At 37.3% G+C, this 16,572-nt stretch carries 14 protein-coding genes; 3 read left to right on the plus strand and 11 right to left on the minus strand.

The features are described 5' to 3' along the window. Positions 1–234: 234 nt before the first annotated feature. The gene (locus PHO43_RS02315; RefSeq protein WP_288009094.1) at positions 235–1,380 is read left to right on the plus strand and encodes a glycoside hydrolase family 76 protein; all 1,146 of its coding nucleotides are present in this window, start codon (positions 235–237) and stop codon (positions 1,378–1,380) included. A gap of 99 nt (positions 1,381–1,479) precedes the next feature. Continuing rightward, a complete protein-coding gene (locus PHO43_RS02320; protein WP_045088908.1) occupies positions 1,480–3,642 on the plus strand; it encodes a GH92 family glycosyl hydrolase in 2,163 nt (720 codons plus the stop codon). Positions 3,643–3,665: 23 nt separating this feature from the next. Here PHO43_RS02320 and recG read toward each other — a convergent pair whose 3' ends face one another. From recG to PHO43_RS02335, 3 genes are all read right to left on the minus strand, one after another. Next, positions 3,666–5,759 carry an ATP-dependent DNA helicase RecG gene (gene recG, locus PHO43_RS02325; RefSeq protein WP_045088907.1) on the minus strand — a complete coding sequence of 698 codons (2,094 nt, stop codon included), beginning with the start codon at positions 5,757–5,759 and terminating at the stop codon, positions 3,666–3,668. A 121-nt stretch (positions 5,760–5,880) separates the two neighbouring features. After that, positions 5,881–7,161: a serine hydroxymethyltransferase gene (gene glyA / locus PHO43_RS02330; RefSeq protein WP_053826825.1), complete on the minus strand. Its 1,281-nt coding sequence runs from the start codon at positions 7,159–7,161 to the stop codon at positions 5,881–5,883. A 75-nt stretch (positions 7,162–7,236) separates the two neighbouring features. Continuing rightward, positions 7,237–8,313, minus strand: a complete 1,077-nt coding sequence (locus PHO43_RS02335) for a GDP-L-fucose synthase family protein (protein WP_045088905.1) — start codon at positions 8,311–8,313, stop codon at positions 7,237–7,239. Positions 8,314–8,514: 201 nt separating this feature from the next. Here PHO43_RS02335 and PHO43_RS02340 point away from each other — a divergent pair, with 201 nt between their 5' ends. After that, on the plus strand, positions 8,515–9,012 hold the full coding sequence (locus tag PHO43_RS02340) for a hypothetical protein (RefSeq protein ID WP_053826826.1): 498 nt from the start codon (positions 8,515–8,517) through the stop codon (positions 9,010–9,012). Positions 9,013–9,018: 6 nt separating this feature from the next. Here the strand turns inward: PHO43_RS02340 and rfbB are convergent, their stop codons facing one another. The 8 genes from rfbB to PHO43_RS02380 all read right to left on the minus strand — a co-directional run bounded on the left by rfbB (position 9,019) and on the right by PHO43_RS02380 (position 16,555). After that, positions 9,019–10,077 (minus strand): dTDP-glucose 4,6-dehydratase, encoded by a 1,059-nt coding sequence (gene rfbB, locus PHO43_RS02345; RefSeq protein ID WP_045088903.1) that lies wholly within the window; start codon positions 10,075–10,077, stop codon positions 9,019–9,021. 21 nt (positions 10,078–10,098) lie between these two features. Next, on the minus strand, positions 10,099–10,668 hold the full coding sequence (gene rfbC, locus PHO43_RS02350) for a dTDP-4-dehydrorhamnose 3,5-epimerase (RefSeq protein ID WP_045088902.1): 570 nt from the start codon (positions 10,666–10,668) through the stop codon (positions 10,099–10,101). Between the two features lie 6 nt (positions 10,669–10,674). Next, positions 10,675–11,553, minus strand: coding sequence for a glucose-1-phosphate thymidylyltransferase RfbA (gene rfbA, locus PHO43_RS02355; protein WP_288009103.1), 879 nt, complete (start codon positions 11,551–11,553; stop codon positions 10,675–10,677). Between the two features lie 40 nt (positions 11,554–11,593). Then, on the minus strand, positions 11,594–12,265 hold the full coding sequence (gene trmD / locus PHO43_RS02360; RefSeq protein ID WP_053826827.1) for a tRNA (guanosine(37)-N1)-methyltransferase TrmD: 672 nt from the start codon (positions 12,263–12,265) through the stop codon (positions 11,594–11,596). Between the two features lie 36 nt (positions 12,266–12,301). Beyond that, a complete protein-coding gene (locus PHO43_RS02365; RefSeq protein WP_288011175.1) occupies positions 12,302–14,794 on the minus strand; it encodes a TonB-dependent receptor in 2,493 nt (830 codons plus the stop codon). A gap of 104 nt (positions 14,795–14,898) precedes the next feature. Then, the gene (locus tag PHO43_RS02370) at positions 14,899–15,066 is read right to left on the minus strand and encodes a type II toxin-antitoxin system antitoxin (protein WP_045088898.1); all 168 of its coding nucleotides are present in this window, start codon (positions 15,064–15,066) and stop codon (positions 14,899–14,901) included. Beyond that, positions 15,063–15,584, minus strand: coding sequence for a hypothetical protein (locus PHO43_RS02375; RefSeq protein WP_045088897.1), 522 nt, complete (start codon positions 15,582–15,584; stop codon positions 15,063–15,065). The genes PHO43_RS02370 and PHO43_RS02375 overlap by 4 nt, the downstream gene beginning before the upstream one ends. Positions 15,585–15,613: 29 nt before the next feature. Beyond that, complete coding sequence (locus PHO43_RS02380) at positions 15,614–16,555, minus strand: SPFH domain-containing protein (protein WP_053826830.1); 942 nt, start codon at positions 16,553–16,555, stop codon at positions 15,614–15,616. Positions 16,556–16,572: the final 17 nt, after the last annotated feature.

Here is a 16,572-nt window from a genome sequence, read left to right on the forward strand (position 1 = left end):
ATGCGAACAGTCCCGAATCATATTATTACTTAAAACTGGTGAATCCTACACAATGGGATAATAAATGGAAATTGATGGGTAATTATGATGGGAACCCTGCTGTATATACAATATATCTTCAGGCAGACCAGCCATATACTCATTCAGTTACAGCACCTTGACAGATGAGGAAAGTAGTATGGGAATTACCAATAGGTTATTCCCATACTTTATTATTTTAAATAAATTACTCTTATGAAAAAAAACTATCAATATCTGCTAATGCTATTCATACTTTTTGCCTGGGGATGCGAAAAAGGTGATATACCAGGTGATGGGGATAAAGATGATGATGATGATAAAGTAGAGATAAACTGGAATGATGCTGCAAACTCAAGCAGTGATGCTTTAATTTCATCTTTTTGGAATAGCAGCGGACAATATTTTAATACTAATAATGGTGGTAATACTACCTTTCAGTATTGGCCAAATGCACATGCTCTGGATGTGGTAATAGATGCATATGTGAGGACTAATAACCAATCATATAAAACTATAATTGAACAGTGGTTCACAGGTGTAAAAGCCAGAAACGGCAACACCTGGAATAATGATTTCTATGATGACATGGAGTGGAATGCTTTAGCCTTACTTAGGGCTTTTAAAGCAACAAACGACCCAAAGTATAAAGATGCAGCTCTTGAACTATGGGGATATATAAAAGAGGGCTGGAATGATAATGCCGGCGGAGGTATCACATGGAAAAAGGGTATGGAATGGAGTAAGAATGCCTGTTCAAATGGCCCTGCTGCCATACTTGCAGCACGTCTTTACCAGGAGTTTGGTAACCCTGAAGATAAAGAGTGGGCACTGCGAATATATGACTGGCTAAAATCAACATTGGTGAATACAAATTCAGGTGCTGTCTGGGATAGTATTGACTCAAGAGAGGGTAAAATTAATAAAGATTGGATTTTTACATATAACCAGGGTACATATTTAGGAGCTGCAGTTGAATTACATAAAATATTAAATGAAAAAAGTTATCTGAATGATGCTGCTCTGGCTGCCGACTATACAATGAGCAGCTTGGTAAACAACTCTATATTAAAGAGTGAAGGTGACGGGGATGGAGGACTCTTCAAAGGTATATTTGTAAGATATTTCACTCAGCTTATAATTCAGGAAAGACTTGATGAACCTGTTCGCAGAAGATATTTACAGTTTATCAAACTAAATGCCGAGACATTATGGAATGAAGGCACTAATAAACAAAACTTTCTTTTTAGTCCCAACTGGCGTGTAAAACCCGGTAATACAACAGGGCTGACAGAACAGCTCAGCGGATGCATGTTAATTGAGTCTGCTGCATACTTACAAAAAGAGAATTATATTGATTAATACAATCAATTCATTATAAAAATAGTTTGTGAATTATTACATTTATGATTAGGTTCGTAATTGCATTAATTTAATACATATATCATAGAAATAATTAAAATGAGACTTTTATCTACGATTATCACCCTTTCAATTATCTTATCAGGCTGTACATCTATATCGGAGAAAGGCTTAACAAGCTATGTTAACCCATTCCTTGGAACAGCTACTTTGTGGGAACCTGAAGACCTTGGCTATGTACGCACTTGGGAAGAGCGCACATGGGGAGCAGAGGTTTTCCCTGGATCATCACTTCCGAATGCAATGGTTCAGCTAAGTCCTGTGACACAATTCAGAAGTGGAGCCGGCTATCAGTATGAAGATACTGTAATTTTTGGTTTTGCTCACACCAATAAGGGTCACTGGAACCTACTCCATCTGCCTGTGCTTCCTGTAACAGGAGATGTAAATCCAACCGATTTCGCATCGGAATATAGTCATGAGAATGAATCTGCACATCCGGGATACTATCAGGTATTTTTAGAGAGGTATGGTATAAATGCTGAACTTACTTCCACTTTAAGATCAGGATATCATAAATATAGTTACAATGATGGATCTGATAAAAAACTTATTGTTGATATAACACGCACTAATAACAGAGTGAGGGACTGGGCAATAGAAAAGAGTGGTGATTATTCCTTCACAGGTTTTCAGGACGCAGAGGGTAAAATATATTTTTTTGCTGTTTCTAACTACCCTATTGACGAAATAGAGCAAGTAAAGAATGACCAGCATGAAGTATCTGTTGTTAAATTCGGGAATAATGGAAAAAATAGCCCATTGGAGTTAAAGATTGGGTTCTCATTTGTGAGTGTTGAGAATGCAAAGATGAACCTGGAGGAGGAAATGATTGATAAAAGTTTTGATCAGGTTCGTAAAGAGGCAGATAACACATGGAATAAACTATTGTCGAATATTGAAGTGAGTGGTGGCACTGAACGTGAGAAAGGAATTTTTTATTCAACTCTGTATCGTTCGTTTTTATGGCCTGCATTGAGAAGTGATGTGAATGGCGACTTTACAGACGAGAGAGGTGAAGTTGTAAATGAGGGTTTCAGATATTATACTAATCCATCGTTCTGGGATGATTACAGGAACAAACTTGTGTTGCTGGGAATGGTATCACCTGATGTGACAACAGATGTTATTAAATCAATCATTGATAAAGGTGAGAAGAGAGGCGGATATATGCCTACATTCTTTCATGGTGACCACGCTTCGGTATTTGTTTCAGGTAGTTGGCTCAGAGGAATAAAAGATTTTGATCTTGAGAGAGCTTATGCATTGTTATTAAAAAATGCCACAGTTCCGGGTCGTGGTGGAAGACCATATCTTGACGAGTATATAGAGAAAGGGTGGATTGCTGAAAAAGATACAACTAATGTTCCATTTTGGGATGAGTATAAAGCTGCAGTTACCAAAACGGTTGAGTATGCTTACGACGATTACGCTACTGCTCTTGTAGCAAAAGAGATTGGAGATACAGAAAATTATGAGCTGCTGATGGGTCGCTCAATGAACTATAAAAATCTGTTTGACCCTTCAACCGGTTTCTGGCGTGGTAAGGTGGATAATGGCACCAAAGAGGGTAAGTGGATTGAAGACTTCGATCCTTATTATGCCTATTTTGCCTATATGTATCGTGAAGCAAATGCATGGAATTCTCTCTTCTTTGCACCTCATGATGTTAAAGGAATGATTGATCTTTATCCAAGTTATGAAGCTATCGACAAGAAGCTTGATTCACTGTTTACAGAACCGTGGAATGGAATTGAACTTCATAATATGACAGGATTCATAGGCAATTATTGCCATGGCAACCAACCGGGACACAGTATTCCTTATACCTATTACTTTATAGATCGCCAGGAGAAGGCACAATGTGTACTTGATAGTATCATGAACAGGTTTTATGATATGGGAGCTGAGGGACTTGCATATGCAGGTATGGATGATGCTGGTGAGATGTCTGCCTGGTATGTATTGAATGCAATAGGATTATATACATACTCTCCGGCCGATCCGGAGTATATTGTAACTGTTCCGCTGTTTGATGAAGTTAAGTTCAGACTAGGTACAGGCAACAAGTTCACTATCAGAAAAGATGGTAATGGTAAAAAAATTAACCAGATTACCTATGGAGGTGAAGTAGTTGACGGCTGGTTTATCTCACATGAATTACTTGAGCAGGGTAAAGAACTGGTTATTAAAACTGAATAATATAATTGAACTGTTTGGACCTTTCAGCTTATTCTGCTCCAGTCGTAACGATTACCTCCGAGCAGTTTAAGCTGATGTTTAAGCACCTCATGCTCAGGCAGTTCAAGAGAGGGGTCATTATCGATTAATTTTTCTGCAATTTCACGTGCCCTGAACAATATATCGTTGTCTTTAACGATATCAGCAATTTTGAGATCGAATGGAATCCCGCTCTGCTGGGTTCCTTCCAGATCTCCCGGGCCCCTGAGTTTCAGGTCAGCTTCAGCAATAACAAATCCATCGTTACTCTCTGTCATTATCTCAATCCTTTTACGGGTATCTGATGACAATTCATAAGGGGTTATTAAAATGCAATATGACTGATCCGCACCCCTACCTACTCTTCCTCTTAACTGATGCAACTGAGACAGACCAAACCTTTGTGCACTCTCTATTACCATAACACTGGCATTTGGCACATTAACCCCAACCTCAATTACTGTTGTAGATACCATTATATCTGCTTTACCTGAAACGAACTTCTGCATAACTTCATCCTTCTCGGCTGGCTTCATCCTGCCATGCATTTTGCAAACTGAAAACTCAGGGAAAGCCTCTTTTATATGCTCATATCCCTCTTCCAGATTTTTTAGGTCGAGCGTTTCACTCTCTTCAATCAATGGGTAAACAATGTAGACTTGGCGACCAGAATTGATCTCTTTCCTTATAAAATTATATAGCTCACCCCGCTTTTTGTCAAATCGATGCAATGTTTGCACTGGTTTTCTTCCAGGTGGTAATTCATCAATTACAGATACATCAAGATCGCCATATACAGTCATAGCCAGAGTACGAGGTATAGGTGTAGCAGTCATCACCAGTATATGTGGCGGGCGGTTGTTTTTAGACCATAGCTTTGCTCTCTGTGCTACCCCAAAACGGTGCTGCTCATCAATAACAACAAACCCCAGATTTTTAAACTGTACTACATCCTCTATAAGCGCATGAGTACCAATTAAAATATTTATTTCACCAGATTGCAGTCCTGCATGCAACTCCTCCCTATCCTTCTTTTTAGTTGAACCTGTCAGTAACTCTACTCTTAGATTCATTCCTGACAGCATTTTGGTGAATGTTTCGTAATGCTGGGAAGCAAGAATCTCTGTTGGAGCCATCAAGCATGCCTGGAAGCCATTATCCAAAGCTATCAGCATACACATTATAGCTACCAATGTTTTTCCACTTCCAACATCACCCTGTAGAAGACGATTCATCTGCTTTCCTGATGCGGTATCTTTGCGAATCTCTTTAATAACCCTTTTCTGTGCACCGGTTAAAGGGAATGGCAGATTATTTTTGTAAAAATTGTTCAGGTACTCACCCACCTTATGGAAAACAAAACCATTTAATTTTCCCTTTCTATCAGATGCATAACGGACGATATTCAACTGGATATAAAACAGTTCTTCAAATTTTAATCTATATTGAGCATCCTTCAGATTAGCAGGTGATTTAGGAAAGTGGATATTCTCAACAGCATCATGAAAAGATATTAGCTTTGCATCAGTTATAACATCAGAAGAAAGAGATTCAGGCAGTCTATCTTTGATTAAGCTGAATGCATTCTCAATAATCTTCTGCATAGCCTTTGAGTTGAGATAATGATTTTTCATTTTCTCAGTTGTATTGTACATTGCCATCAGTCCCTGAGGCAAATCTGACTCATTTAAAAAAGGATCTATTTCTGGATGAGCTATATTCCACTTACCATTAAAAAGATTAGGTTTGCCAAAAACTATATACTCCTGATTAAGCTTATATTTTCCTTCGATAAAACGAATACCCTGAAACCAGACAAGATCAATAAAACCGGTACCATCTGTGAAATGCGCTACCAGTCGCCTTTTTCGCCCCTCACCAAAAGTCTCGAATGCAGTTATTTTCCCTTTTATCTGAATATATGCAAGGGTGTTGTCAATTTCATGAATATAATAGAAACGGGTTCTGTCAATATACCTATACGGATACCATCTTAAGAGATCCCCAACAGTGAAAACATCTATCTCCTTGTTTAATAGTGCTGCTCTTTTAGGACCAACACCCGGTATAAACTGAATTTCTGTTTGAAGGATACTCATAAACTATCTACTGTAGGATTTCAAATCTGCCTGTTATATGCAAATATAAATAAAAACGAGGAATAGTTCAACCACTCCTCGTTTGATATTGTCTAAGAAAAAGCCAGTAACTGTTTTTACATTACCAAGCAAAAATTGGATATTTTTTCATTGTTTCATTCACCTTCTCACGAACAGAAGAAATCACTTTACCATCTTCGGGATTTGCCAGAACCTTATCAATCATCTCAACAATTTCACCCATAAGATCTTCCTTTGCACCGCGAGTTGTTATAGCAGGTGTACCGAAACGGAGTCCTGAAGTCTGGAATGGCGATCTGTCATCGAAAGGCACCATGTTCTTATTTACGGTAATATCAGCCTCTACCAGCAGATTCTCGCCTTGCTTACCTGTCAGATTTGGGAACTTGCTTCGCAAATCTACAAGAATGATATGATTATCTGTACCACCCGATACTACATTATATCCAAGATCGACAAATGCTTGCGCCATTGTGGCTGCATTTTTCTTAACCTGTTGTTGATAAACTTTGTACTCAGGCTGAAGTGCTTCATGAAAAGCAACAGCTTTAGCAGCAATAATATGTTCGAGGGGACCTCCCTGCATACCCGGGAAAACTGCTGAGTCAAGCATAGCTGACATCATTTTCGTCTCACCCTTTGGAGTTTTTACACCCCATGGGTTTTCAAAATCTTTACCCATCAGAATAACCCCACCACGTGGTCCGCGAAGTGTTTTATGCGTTGTAGATGTAACTATATGTGCATATTTAACCGGATTTTCAAGTAAACCTGCAGCTATTAATCCTGCCGGGTGTGCCATATCAACCATAAAAATTGCGCCGATCTCGTCAGCAACTTTTCTGATACGTGCATAATCCCATTCACGTGAATAAGCTGAAGCACCTGCAATAATCAACTTCGGTTTTTCAGTACGTGCAACCTGTTCCAGTTGATCATAGTCGACATGCTGATCATCTTCTCTTACATTATATTCAAGTGGATGAAACATCAATCCTGAAAAATTAACAGGAGAACCGTGAGTTAGGTGACCACCATGAGAAAGGTTTAAACCCAGGAATTTATCACCTGCTTTAAGGCAAGCAAGAAATACAGCAGCATTTGCCTGTGCTCCTGAATGTGGCTGAACGTTTGCCCATTCTGCATCGAACAATTGCTTTAATCTGTCTATTGCAAGCTGCTCACTTAGGTCAACAACTTCACAGCCACCATAATATCTTCTACCAGGATAACCTTCTGCATATTTATTTGTAAGGACAGAGCCGGCAGCTTCCATTACCTGCTCACTAACGAAATTTTCAGAAGCAATCAGCTCCAAACCCTTTAACTGACGATCTCGCTCCTTTTCTATTATTTCAAAGATGTGCTTATCTCTATTCATCTGATTCTGTTTAAATAATGACGTGCAAAAATAGTGAAGTTTACTTACAATAGGAAGTTATTTATACCACAATTTTCATATATTCTGAATATACCAATTGTACAATTTCTGAACTCCCTCCTCAACTTCAATCTTATGCTTCCACCCAAGATTATTTAATTTGGTTACGTCAGTCAGTTTTCTCATAGTACCATCAGGTTTTGAATCATCAAAAAGTATCTCACCATCATATCCGATGGTCTCTTTGATAAGTAATGCAAGATCATGAATTGATATCTCTTTTCCTGTACCAATATTTATATGACAGTTTCGTATCTCTTTTTTATCTTCTATTAAGTCAGAAAAATCAACATTCTCCATTATGAACACGCACGCATCCGCCATCTCTTCACTCCAGAGAAACTCTCTTAATGGCTTGCCTGTTCCCCAGAGCTTTACATGCTTGTCTGTGATTCCATATTTTCCAAGTATCGACACTTTCTCATCTTTACTGCTTTCTCCGTTTACCTTTTCTACAGGGCGAACATTGAGGTCTCTGTTTATCGTATCCCAGTTGTTATCCATCAAAGCCTTTGAAAGAAAGATCTTCCTTATCATTGCAGGAAGAACATGACTCTTTTCCAGATCAAAATTATCATTTGGTCCATATAGGTTTGTGGGCATTACCGCAATAAAGTTTGTGCCATATTGAATATTAAAACTCTCACACATCTTAAGTCCGGCAATTTTTGCAATGGCGTATGGTTCATTTGTATATTCCAGTGGTCCGGTAAGTAAAGAGTCTTCTGAAATAGGCTGACTCGCCTCTTTTGGATAGATACATGTACTCCCCAAAAAGAGCAGTTTCTTTACGTTATGACGGAAACTCTCTGAAATCACATTATTTTGAATCTGTAGATTTCTGTATATAAAATCAGCTCTGTAATTATTATTGGCAATGATACCACCGACATGTGCTGCAGCCAGAAATACAAAATCAGGTTTCTCCTGATCGAAAAACCTGGAAACTTCAGAGCCATTCATAAGATCGAGCTCTTTATGGGTTCTGCCAATTAAATTAGTATAGCCTTTCTTTTTCAGATTATTCCATATTGCAGAGCCAACCAACCCCCTATGCCCTGCCACATATATCTTTGACGATTTACTAATCATACAATATTCTCTTTAAATTCTTGCTTTTACCAATAACCTATAATTCAAATAAAATTTCAGAATAAAGCTTTAAGTTTAAATGTAAATGTAATATAAAAATTGCTTAAGATAAAATAATACTATAATTTAGACGTCTGAAATTATTAATTATCCGATATGAAAAAATTATACTTTACTCTGTTATTTACAATTGTCATTTTAATGAGCGCTAAAGGCCAGTACAACAACTACATCAGGATATCTGGTGACATTGGTATAGTTACAAACAGTGAGCGCGATAAAAAGTTCGGAGCCGGCGGTACTATAGCTTGGTTGACAGTGGATAATTATGTTTCATCCACTGGCAATAACTTCATTTCACTTAGCATAAAAGGCTTTAATAACCCATATGGAGAAGGTAAGCTGGTTTCAAGTATCCTCAATAATGCAGATGATGGATTCAATTATATTATGCCATTGGTTGGATACAGGATTACCAAGATAGGCTTTGAAGATGGATTATTTTTTGAACCACGCATAGGTGCCGCATTTGGTGGTAATTATGCAGCATTTGCATTTGCTCCGCTAGCCGGTTACTCCTTTCAAAATATAGAACTCTCTATCTTTGTTGATATGGGATTTGGATCAAAAAACAGCGCAATAAGAAAGAAAAACTTTGTTACACCCGGTGTGAGTATAGCATATAACTTAGGCATGTAATATCATCTATTCGCCATACATTTGTTTATAATAGTTCATGTATTCACCACTAGTTACATGATCAAGCCAGTCCTGATTGTCAAGATACCATCTAACTGTCTTCTCAAGCCCTTCCTCAAACTGAAGTGATGGTTTCCAACCAAGCTCGGAAGTCAGTTTAGTCGCATCAATAGCGTAACGCAAATCATGACCGGCCCTATCGGTAACATAGGTTATAAGTTTTTCTGACTCACCTTCTGCTCTCCCTAATAGTTTATCACAAACTTTCACAACCTGATGAATCAGGTCAATATTCTTCCACTCATTGAGTCCTCCAATATTATATGTATCCCCTCGTTTACCTTTGTGAAATATTACATCAATTGCTTTGGCATGATCCTCTACATACAGCCAGTCTCTTACATTCTCTCCCTTACCATAGACAGGCAATGGTTTATTGTGACGAATATTATTTATAAATAATGGAATAAGTTTTTCGGGAAACTGGTAAGGTCCATAATTGTTGGAACAGTTAGAGATTACTATTGGCAGCCCATATGTATCCCTATAAGCTCTGACGAAATGGTCCGAAGATGCTTTCGAAGCTGAATATGGTGAGTGTGGATCATAAGATGTAGTCTCAGTAAATGGATGCTCTCCAAATTCAAGTGATCCATATACCTCATCAGTAGACACATGATAAAACAGTTTATTGCTGAAATCATTGTTCCAATACTCTCTGGCAGCCTGTAAAAGATTTAGAGTACCCATTATATTTGTACGGGCAAAAGAGAACGGATCAGTTATAGATCGGTCTACATGACTCTCTGCAGCCAGATGTATAACAGAATCTATTTCATACTTTCTGAAAAGATTTTGCATTTCAGAAAAATCACATATATCAGCTTTTACAAAAGTATAATTTTCTCTATCCTCAATATCCTTCAGATTAAGCAAGTTGCCTGCATAAGTGAGAGCATCAACATTAATAATCTTATACTCAGGATAACTATTAATAAAATGTCTTACTACATGTGAACCTATAAAACCGGCACCTCCTGTAATTAATATGTTTTTTCTTCCCATTTTACTCAAAATATCTAATTTTTAATTTTTTGACTTCTTACTTTCGAAATATACAGAGTTTAAGTCAAAATTTGGATTATTCTTATCCTTTTCAGATAATATTATATCTTCATCAGGTAGTAACCAATTAATGTTTAACTGTTTATCATCCCACATTAAACCCTCTGCATAATCAGGAGCATAATAGTTATCACATTTATACTGACACACAGCATGATCACTTAAGACAATAAAACCATGCGCGAACCCTCGGGGAATAAAGACCTGCTGTTTATTCTCTTCTGATAATTCAACCGAGACATGTTTACCAAATGTTGGAGAATTATGTCTTAAATCAACTGCAACATCCAACACTTTTCCACTAATCACTCTTATCAGTTTAGCCTGAGCAAAAGGATTTTTCTGAAAATGCAAACCTCTCAATACACCATAGCTGGATCTGCTCTCATTGTCCTGAACAAACTGCGTTTTACTTACCTTTTCTTCAAACTCTCTCTGAGAAAAAGACTCAAAGAAATATCCTCGTTCATCTCTATAAATTTCAGGACGAATAATTACCAGACCTTCAATTTCAGTGTACTCTACTTCCATAAATTTTTATTCTATATCAATTAAACGCAATAGATACTGACCATATTGATTCTTTTTCATTGGTTCAGCAATACGTTTAATATCTTCTCTTGAGATCCAGCCATTTAATAATGCGATCTCTTCGAGACAAGCGATTTTTAGACCCTGTCTTTTTTCAAGCACCTCAATAAATGTTGACGCTTCAGATAGCGAATCGTGAGTACCTGTATCCAGCCATGCAAACCCCCTGCCAAGCAATTGAAGGTTCAACTGCTCTTTATTCAGATACATTTCATTAACTGTAGTAATTTCAAGTTCTCCACGTGCAGAGGGCTTTATATTCTTTGCAATTTCAACTACACTATTTGGATAAAAATAGAGCCCTACCACAGCATAGTTTGATTTCGGATTCTTAGGCTTTTCCTCTATTGATTTAACTTTATTATTTATATCAAATTCAACAACCCCATACCTTTCAGGATCATTTACATAATACCCGAATATTGTAGCTTGCCGGTTATTCTCTGTATTGGCCACTGCCTGCTGAAGCATTAACCTGAAACTCTGTCCATAAAAAATATTATCTCCGAGTATTAAGCAAACAGAATCATTGCCTATAAAATTTTCCCCAATAATGAAAGCCTGAGCTAAACCATCCGGACTTGGCTGTTCAGCATATTCAAAGTTGACTCCATAATCAGAACCGTCACCTAAAAGACGTTTGAATCCTGGTAAATCGGCAGGTGTTGAAATGATGAGAATATCTTTTATCCCTGCTAGCATCAGAGTAGAAATAGGATAATAGATCATTGGTTTATCAAAAATCGGCAGCATTTGCTTGGATACACCTTTAGTAATGGGATATAACCTGGATCCAGAACCACCGGCTAGTACAATGCCTTTCATATTTTATATAATTAATTAGTTTTTACAAAGATATAAAAAGTTACAACAAATCAGGTCTAAGTCTTTTTGTACGTTCAACAGCCTGATCATGTCGCCAATCCTGAATTTTCTTTTCATGACCGGATAAAAGCACATCGGGAACTTTCCACCCCTTATACTCTGCCGGCCGGGTATAAACAGGAGGTGCCAGAAGCCCATCCTGGAATGAATCGGACAGAGCTGACTGTTCATCACCAATAACACCTGGAATTAATCTTACAACAGCATCTGCAATCATTGCTGCAGCGAGTTCACCACCGGTAAGTACAAAATCGCCTATTGATATCTCTCTTGTTACAAGATGCTCTCTTACTCTGTAATCTATTCCTTTATAATGACCGCAAAGTATTATGATATTATTTAGTAACGAAAGTTGATTTGCAACAGATTGTGTAAACAGCTCTCCATCAGGAGTTGTAAATATCACTTCGTCATAATCACGCTGTGATTTCAAATGAGATATTGCCCTGTCAATAGGTTCAATCTGCAACACCATTCCAGCTTCTCCACCATATGGATAATCATCAACTCTCTTATGTTTATCTAATGTATAATCACGCAGATTATGTAGTCCAAATTCCACCAGACTCTTATCCTGAGCCCTCTTTAGTATACTTGTATGGAGAGCCCCTTCAATCATTTCGGGAAGCACTGTTATTATATCAATCCTCATTCTTCAAAAATACAGGAAATTAAACATTCTACAAAATTAGCTGCCTGCTGGGATTGTTGCCGCACCCTGTTGTGTACCACTTTCTCCCTGCATGACATCTTCATTTGTAATAGTTCTCTGAACACGTTTAATTGAAGATTTCAGGTCGCCAAACCTATATGTTACACTCAAGCTAAAAACTCTTGCCGGACTCAAGAATCTACTCTTCTGAGTGAATCCTTCGCCTTTGGTAGTAGTTGACATATCTCTATATTCTGAAAACAGATTTTGAACATTTAAAGACAAGTCAAGCTTCTTATTGATAAGACTCTTTTGCATGCTCATAGAGTAGAAATAAAAAGGAGACTGATTTGTTTGCAGCAAAACCTGGTTTAGGAAGAATCCTCCATTTGTCACAAATCTGAAATCTTTAGGAAAAGAAAATGTAATCCCACCAAAAGCACGACCCGAGAACCCGCTATTTTGCAATCTGCTGTTCTCCTGAGTGCTTTTAATGTCAGTATAATTCACTCCACCATTGATATAAGTTCGAATAATTTCATTGGGCATCCAGCTTAAGTAAAGATTTGTTCCAATAGTATGATTACGTCCAATATTTGCATAAGTGTTATGAGTGACTGATTTTTCAATGCCATCTTCTACATCTTGAACAATAAAACTGTAAGCAGTAACTGCGTTTTTTGCAAAAGAGTAACTAATGGTTGCATTTAAATTAACTTTCTGAGAGAAGGTTCCATAATTTATATTGAAATTATGCTGCTGTTCAGAGTCCAGATTAGGATTTCCATAACTGATATTATTAGGATCCACATCATTGATATATGGATTCAGATACCAGATACCAGGGCGAGATATTCTCATATTATAACCCCCTCTTATAGTTTGAGTCATACCAATCTGATACGATATTGTAGCCGATGGAACCAGATCAAAATAATTTGTCCCAACAACCGTATCCAACTCAGCACTCATAAAATGAATATTCTGCTGTGTTTGCTCAGCCCTCAGACCAATTTTCATACCAATCTTACCACTCCTGTAACTATACCCTCCATATCCGGAAAAGATATTTTGTGTATGATCCAAGTCATTTTTTCTATCAATATCAGGTTTCCATAAGTTGTCTTCAACATCAAAGTATGTATGAACGGCGCGACTCGAATTATCTCTGAAAATATACTTTACACCTGTTTCAACATTATGCTTCCCATTCAATGGATTAACATAATCAACCTGAAATGTATGTTCATTACCTCCGGCTTTATTTACACTCTTTAATTGATAACCATCAGGATAATAAAAAACACCACCAGGTTCAACATCATATTTGCTGTCATACTCACTGTCATTTGGATTTCTTTCAAACCTATACGAACCGGTGAGTAGTTCTCCTTTTTTCCTGAAACTCCTCTGGTAATCGGCTGAGAAACTCATACCTCCAAAGTTATTTACACTATTGCTTTCAGAAGTATATGAATATGGTCGCGCTTCACCCGAAACAGCTTGCTGGTTTGTATTAGATTTGAAGTTGCCACCAAATCGGGATACAGAAAGATTAAAAAGGTTGATTGTATCTGGTTCAAAACTCATAGAACCGTTTAGGAAGAGCACTTTGCCAATAGTTGATGTAGCTCCTGTTTGACTCAATGTATTAAGCGGGTAAGGAGTAAATTCTTCAGTAGTAGAACTTGTCTCCGATTTTGGCTGCTTAAACATATCATAACCGACATTTCCGGTAAAGCCAAGTTTTCCATATTTAGTTGCTAAATAGAGATTGCTCCCAAGCCCTTCAAAACTGTTTGCACTTCCTCCAACAGACCCGGAATAACCATCATCAACTCTTTTATCAGTCACAATATTAATTATACCTCCAACTCCTTCTGCATCATAACGAGCACCTGGATCTGTAATTACCTCAATATCCTTAATGCTGTTGGCCGGCATACTCTTTAATACCTGAGAAGGATTAGATGAAACCATATTTGAAGGCTTGCCATTCACATAAATCTTGAAGTTTGATGAACCTTTCAGCTGAATTTCATCCTCCCCATCTACAGTAATCAGTGGCACCTTTCGCAACAGATCAAGTACACTTGAGGTAGATGCCTCAGGGTCATCCTTAGCACTGTAAGTTAGCTTATCCAGCTCCACTTTAACCAATGGCCTCTGAGCAGTAACATTAATCTCTTCCAGCTCAGTGGAAGACTCTGTCATTATGATATCTCCAAGGTCGTATTTTCCGTTAACTGATGTGAGATCTAATGTTTCTTCGACCTCATCCATTCCTACAAAATTGAAGACTAATATATATTTTCCTTTCTCTAGGTCAGTTGAGAACTTACCATTTTCGTTTGTAGCTAATTTCCTGAAACTATTACCAGGATCACTCTCTTCAGCTACAGCAATAGTGGCGTATGGCAAAGGCTTATTATCTTCTGCTGATACTAATCTGCCAGTTACTGATATGTTTTGAGCAACTAAAGTAACAGACATCAGTAAGCACGTGACCAAAACGAAAACTTTATTCATTTTATATGTGGTTTAAATATGTTCTTGGGATTTGAATTTGTATATGTATATATTTATAGTAAAAGTAGAATAAATATGAATAATAATTTCATCAATAGAAATAATTATTCGGATTTCAACCTTCCACTCTTTCTTAGCTGTTGATCAAGCATCCACTGAATCTGACCATTTACACTTCTGAATTCGTCAGCAGCCCATTTCTCAATAGCCTCCATTGTCTCAGGATCCAGTCGCAAGGCAAAATTTTTAGTTGTCTTATCTTTCTTTGTCATCCTATTTCAACTCCATACTTTCCAAGTTTAATAAGTATCTCTTTTAAATATTCTGGTTTTTGGGTACCTATCAAAACACTTTTACCGTTTTTTAATTTTATCATTAACCCTATCTTGCCTTTAACAGTGTAAGCAACAGTGCCTTTTAGCCTCTTTCTGAAACCCCAGCCTCCATATTCAAAGAATGGTTTATATTTTGTGATAAACACCATTTCTATATTATTCCAGTCATATAATTTATACTTCCATTGAAATGGGAAATATCTAATATAGATACCATCACTGTTAATGAATGTCTGAAGCTTACAAAATACAGCAAGGGGTAAAGAGGATAAAAGAATCAGAACAGCAACAATAATCAAACCGATATCGCTCATAGGCGTATCACCAAACGGTTCACCCATCCCAATCTGCTTAATAGTTCCAAAAATAAATATCGAATTGATTAAAAGCAAAACTATCCAGATGAACGGACCCTGGCGTTGTTCTTCAATAAAATTTATTTTATTTATCCTCATTATCCTTGTAGATATAATTGTTGCGTCAGTTATTGATAAAGTGAACCAGTATTCAGAACAGGTTGAGCAGACTCATCAGCACACAGTACAACTAATAGATTACTTACCATTGCTGCTTTTTTATCTGCATCAAGTTCTACAATATCCTCATCTTCAATCTTATCTAATGCCATCTTAACCATGGTTACTGCACCCTCAACAATTTTCTCACGTGCTGCTATAATAGCCTCAGCTTGTTGGCGTCTTAACATAACAGCTGCAATTTCGGGTGCATATGCCAAATAATTAATACGAGCTTCTACAATCTCGATACCGGCCATCTCAAGTCTTTTATTCAATTCTTCCTGAAGATCATCATTTACTATATCCCCTCCTGATCTTAATGTTATCTCATCATCTGAAACCAAGCTGCTATCGTAAGCATACTTGCCGGCAATCAGCCTTAATGCAGCATCACTCTGCACATCAACGAAATTCTCAAAAGCGTTCATCTGTTTACTTACAGAGAATGTACCGGTACCAACAGTATTGGGGGTAGATGCAGCGATTGTTTGAGAGTCTATTTCAAACATAGCCTTGTAAGTATCCTTTAGTTTCCAGACTAAAACCAGACCAATAAGAACAGGGTTACCCACTTTATCGTTCACTTTGATAGGATTAGGATTAAGGTTTCTTGCACGAAGTGAAAGTCGTTTCTTAGTAATAAAAGGATTAACCCAAAAGAATCCAGTCTCCTTTAGCACCCCTTTGTATTTACCGAAAAATATCATAACGACTGCTTCGTTAGGCTCAAGCTTTGTAAATCCAAACAGGAATACTAACCAAAACAAAAATAATGTAATACTGGCTATTATACCCCAGATACCCTGCAAGAACAGCCAGACAACCGCTGCTAACAGAACAATTTCCAGAAAAATCATTAAGAAACCGCTTGTTTTAAATCCTTTAAAATTGAATTCTTTTGTTTCCATAAAATATAGTATTTAAA

Source organism: Lascolabacillus sp. (genome assembly GCF_028696275.1).
GTDB classification, from domain to species: domain Bacteria; phylum Bacteroidota; class Bacteroidia; order Bacteroidales; family Dysgonomonadaceae; genus Proteiniphilum; species Proteiniphilum massiliensis.

What these genes read in the sequence shown, in the direction of transcription:
- glyA (WP_053826825.1), bottom strand. Translation starts at nt 7,161, where the DNA reads ATGAATAGAGATAAGCACATCTTTGAAATAATAGAAAAGGAGCGAGAT.
- PHO43_RS02380 (WP_053826830.1), bottom strand. Translation starts at nt 16,555, where the DNA reads ATGGAAACAAAAGAATTCAATTTTAAAGGATTTAAAACAAGCGGTTTC.
- rfbA (WP_288009103.1), bottom strand. Translation starts at nt 11,553, where the DNA reads ATGAAAGGCATTGTACTAGCCGGTGGTTCTGGATCCAGGTTATATCCC.
- PHO43_RS02340 (WP_053826826.1), top strand. Translation starts at nt 8,515, where the DNA reads ATGAGCGCTAAAGGCCAGTACAACAACTACATCAGGATATCTGGTGAC.
- trmD (WP_053826827.1), bottom strand. Translation starts at nt 12,265, where the DNA reads ATGAGGATTGATATAATAACAGTGCTTCCCGAAATGATTGAAGGGGCT.
- PHO43_RS02365 (WP_288011175.1), bottom strand. Translation starts at nt 14,794, where the DNA reads ATGAATAAAGTTTTCGTTTTGGTCACGTGCTTACTGATGTCTGTTACT.
- PHO43_RS02335 (WP_045088905.1), bottom strand. Translation starts at nt 8,313, where the DNA reads ATGATTAGTAAATCGTCAAAGATATATGTGGCAGGGCATAGGGGGTTG.
- rfbC (WP_045088902.1), bottom strand. Translation starts at nt 10,668, where the DNA reads ATGGAAGTAGAGTACACTGAAATTGAAGGTCTGGTAATTATTCGTCCT.
- PHO43_RS02315 (WP_288009094.1), top strand. Translation starts at nt 235, where the DNA reads ATGAAAAAAAACTATCAATATCTGCTAATGCTATTCATACTTTTTGCC.
- PHO43_RS02320 (WP_045088908.1), top strand. Translation starts at nt 1,480, where the DNA reads ATGAGACTTTTATCTACGATTATCACCCTTTCAATTATCTTATCAGGC.
- rfbB (WP_045088903.1), bottom strand. Translation starts at nt 10,077, where the DNA reads ATGGGAAGAAAAAACATATTAATTACAGGAGGTGCCGGTTTTATAGGT.
- PHO43_RS02375 (WP_045088897.1), bottom strand. Translation starts at nt 15,584, where the DNA reads ATGAGGATAAATAAAATAAATTTTATTGAAGAACAACGCCAGGGTCCG.
- PHO43_RS02370 (WP_045088898.1), bottom strand. Translation starts at nt 15,066, where the DNA reads ATGACAAAGAAAGATAAGACAACTAAAAATTTTGCCTTGCGACTGGAT.
- recG (WP_045088907.1), bottom strand. Translation starts at nt 5,759, where the DNA reads ATGAGTATCCTTCAAACAGAAATTCAGTTTATACCGGGTGTTGGTCCT.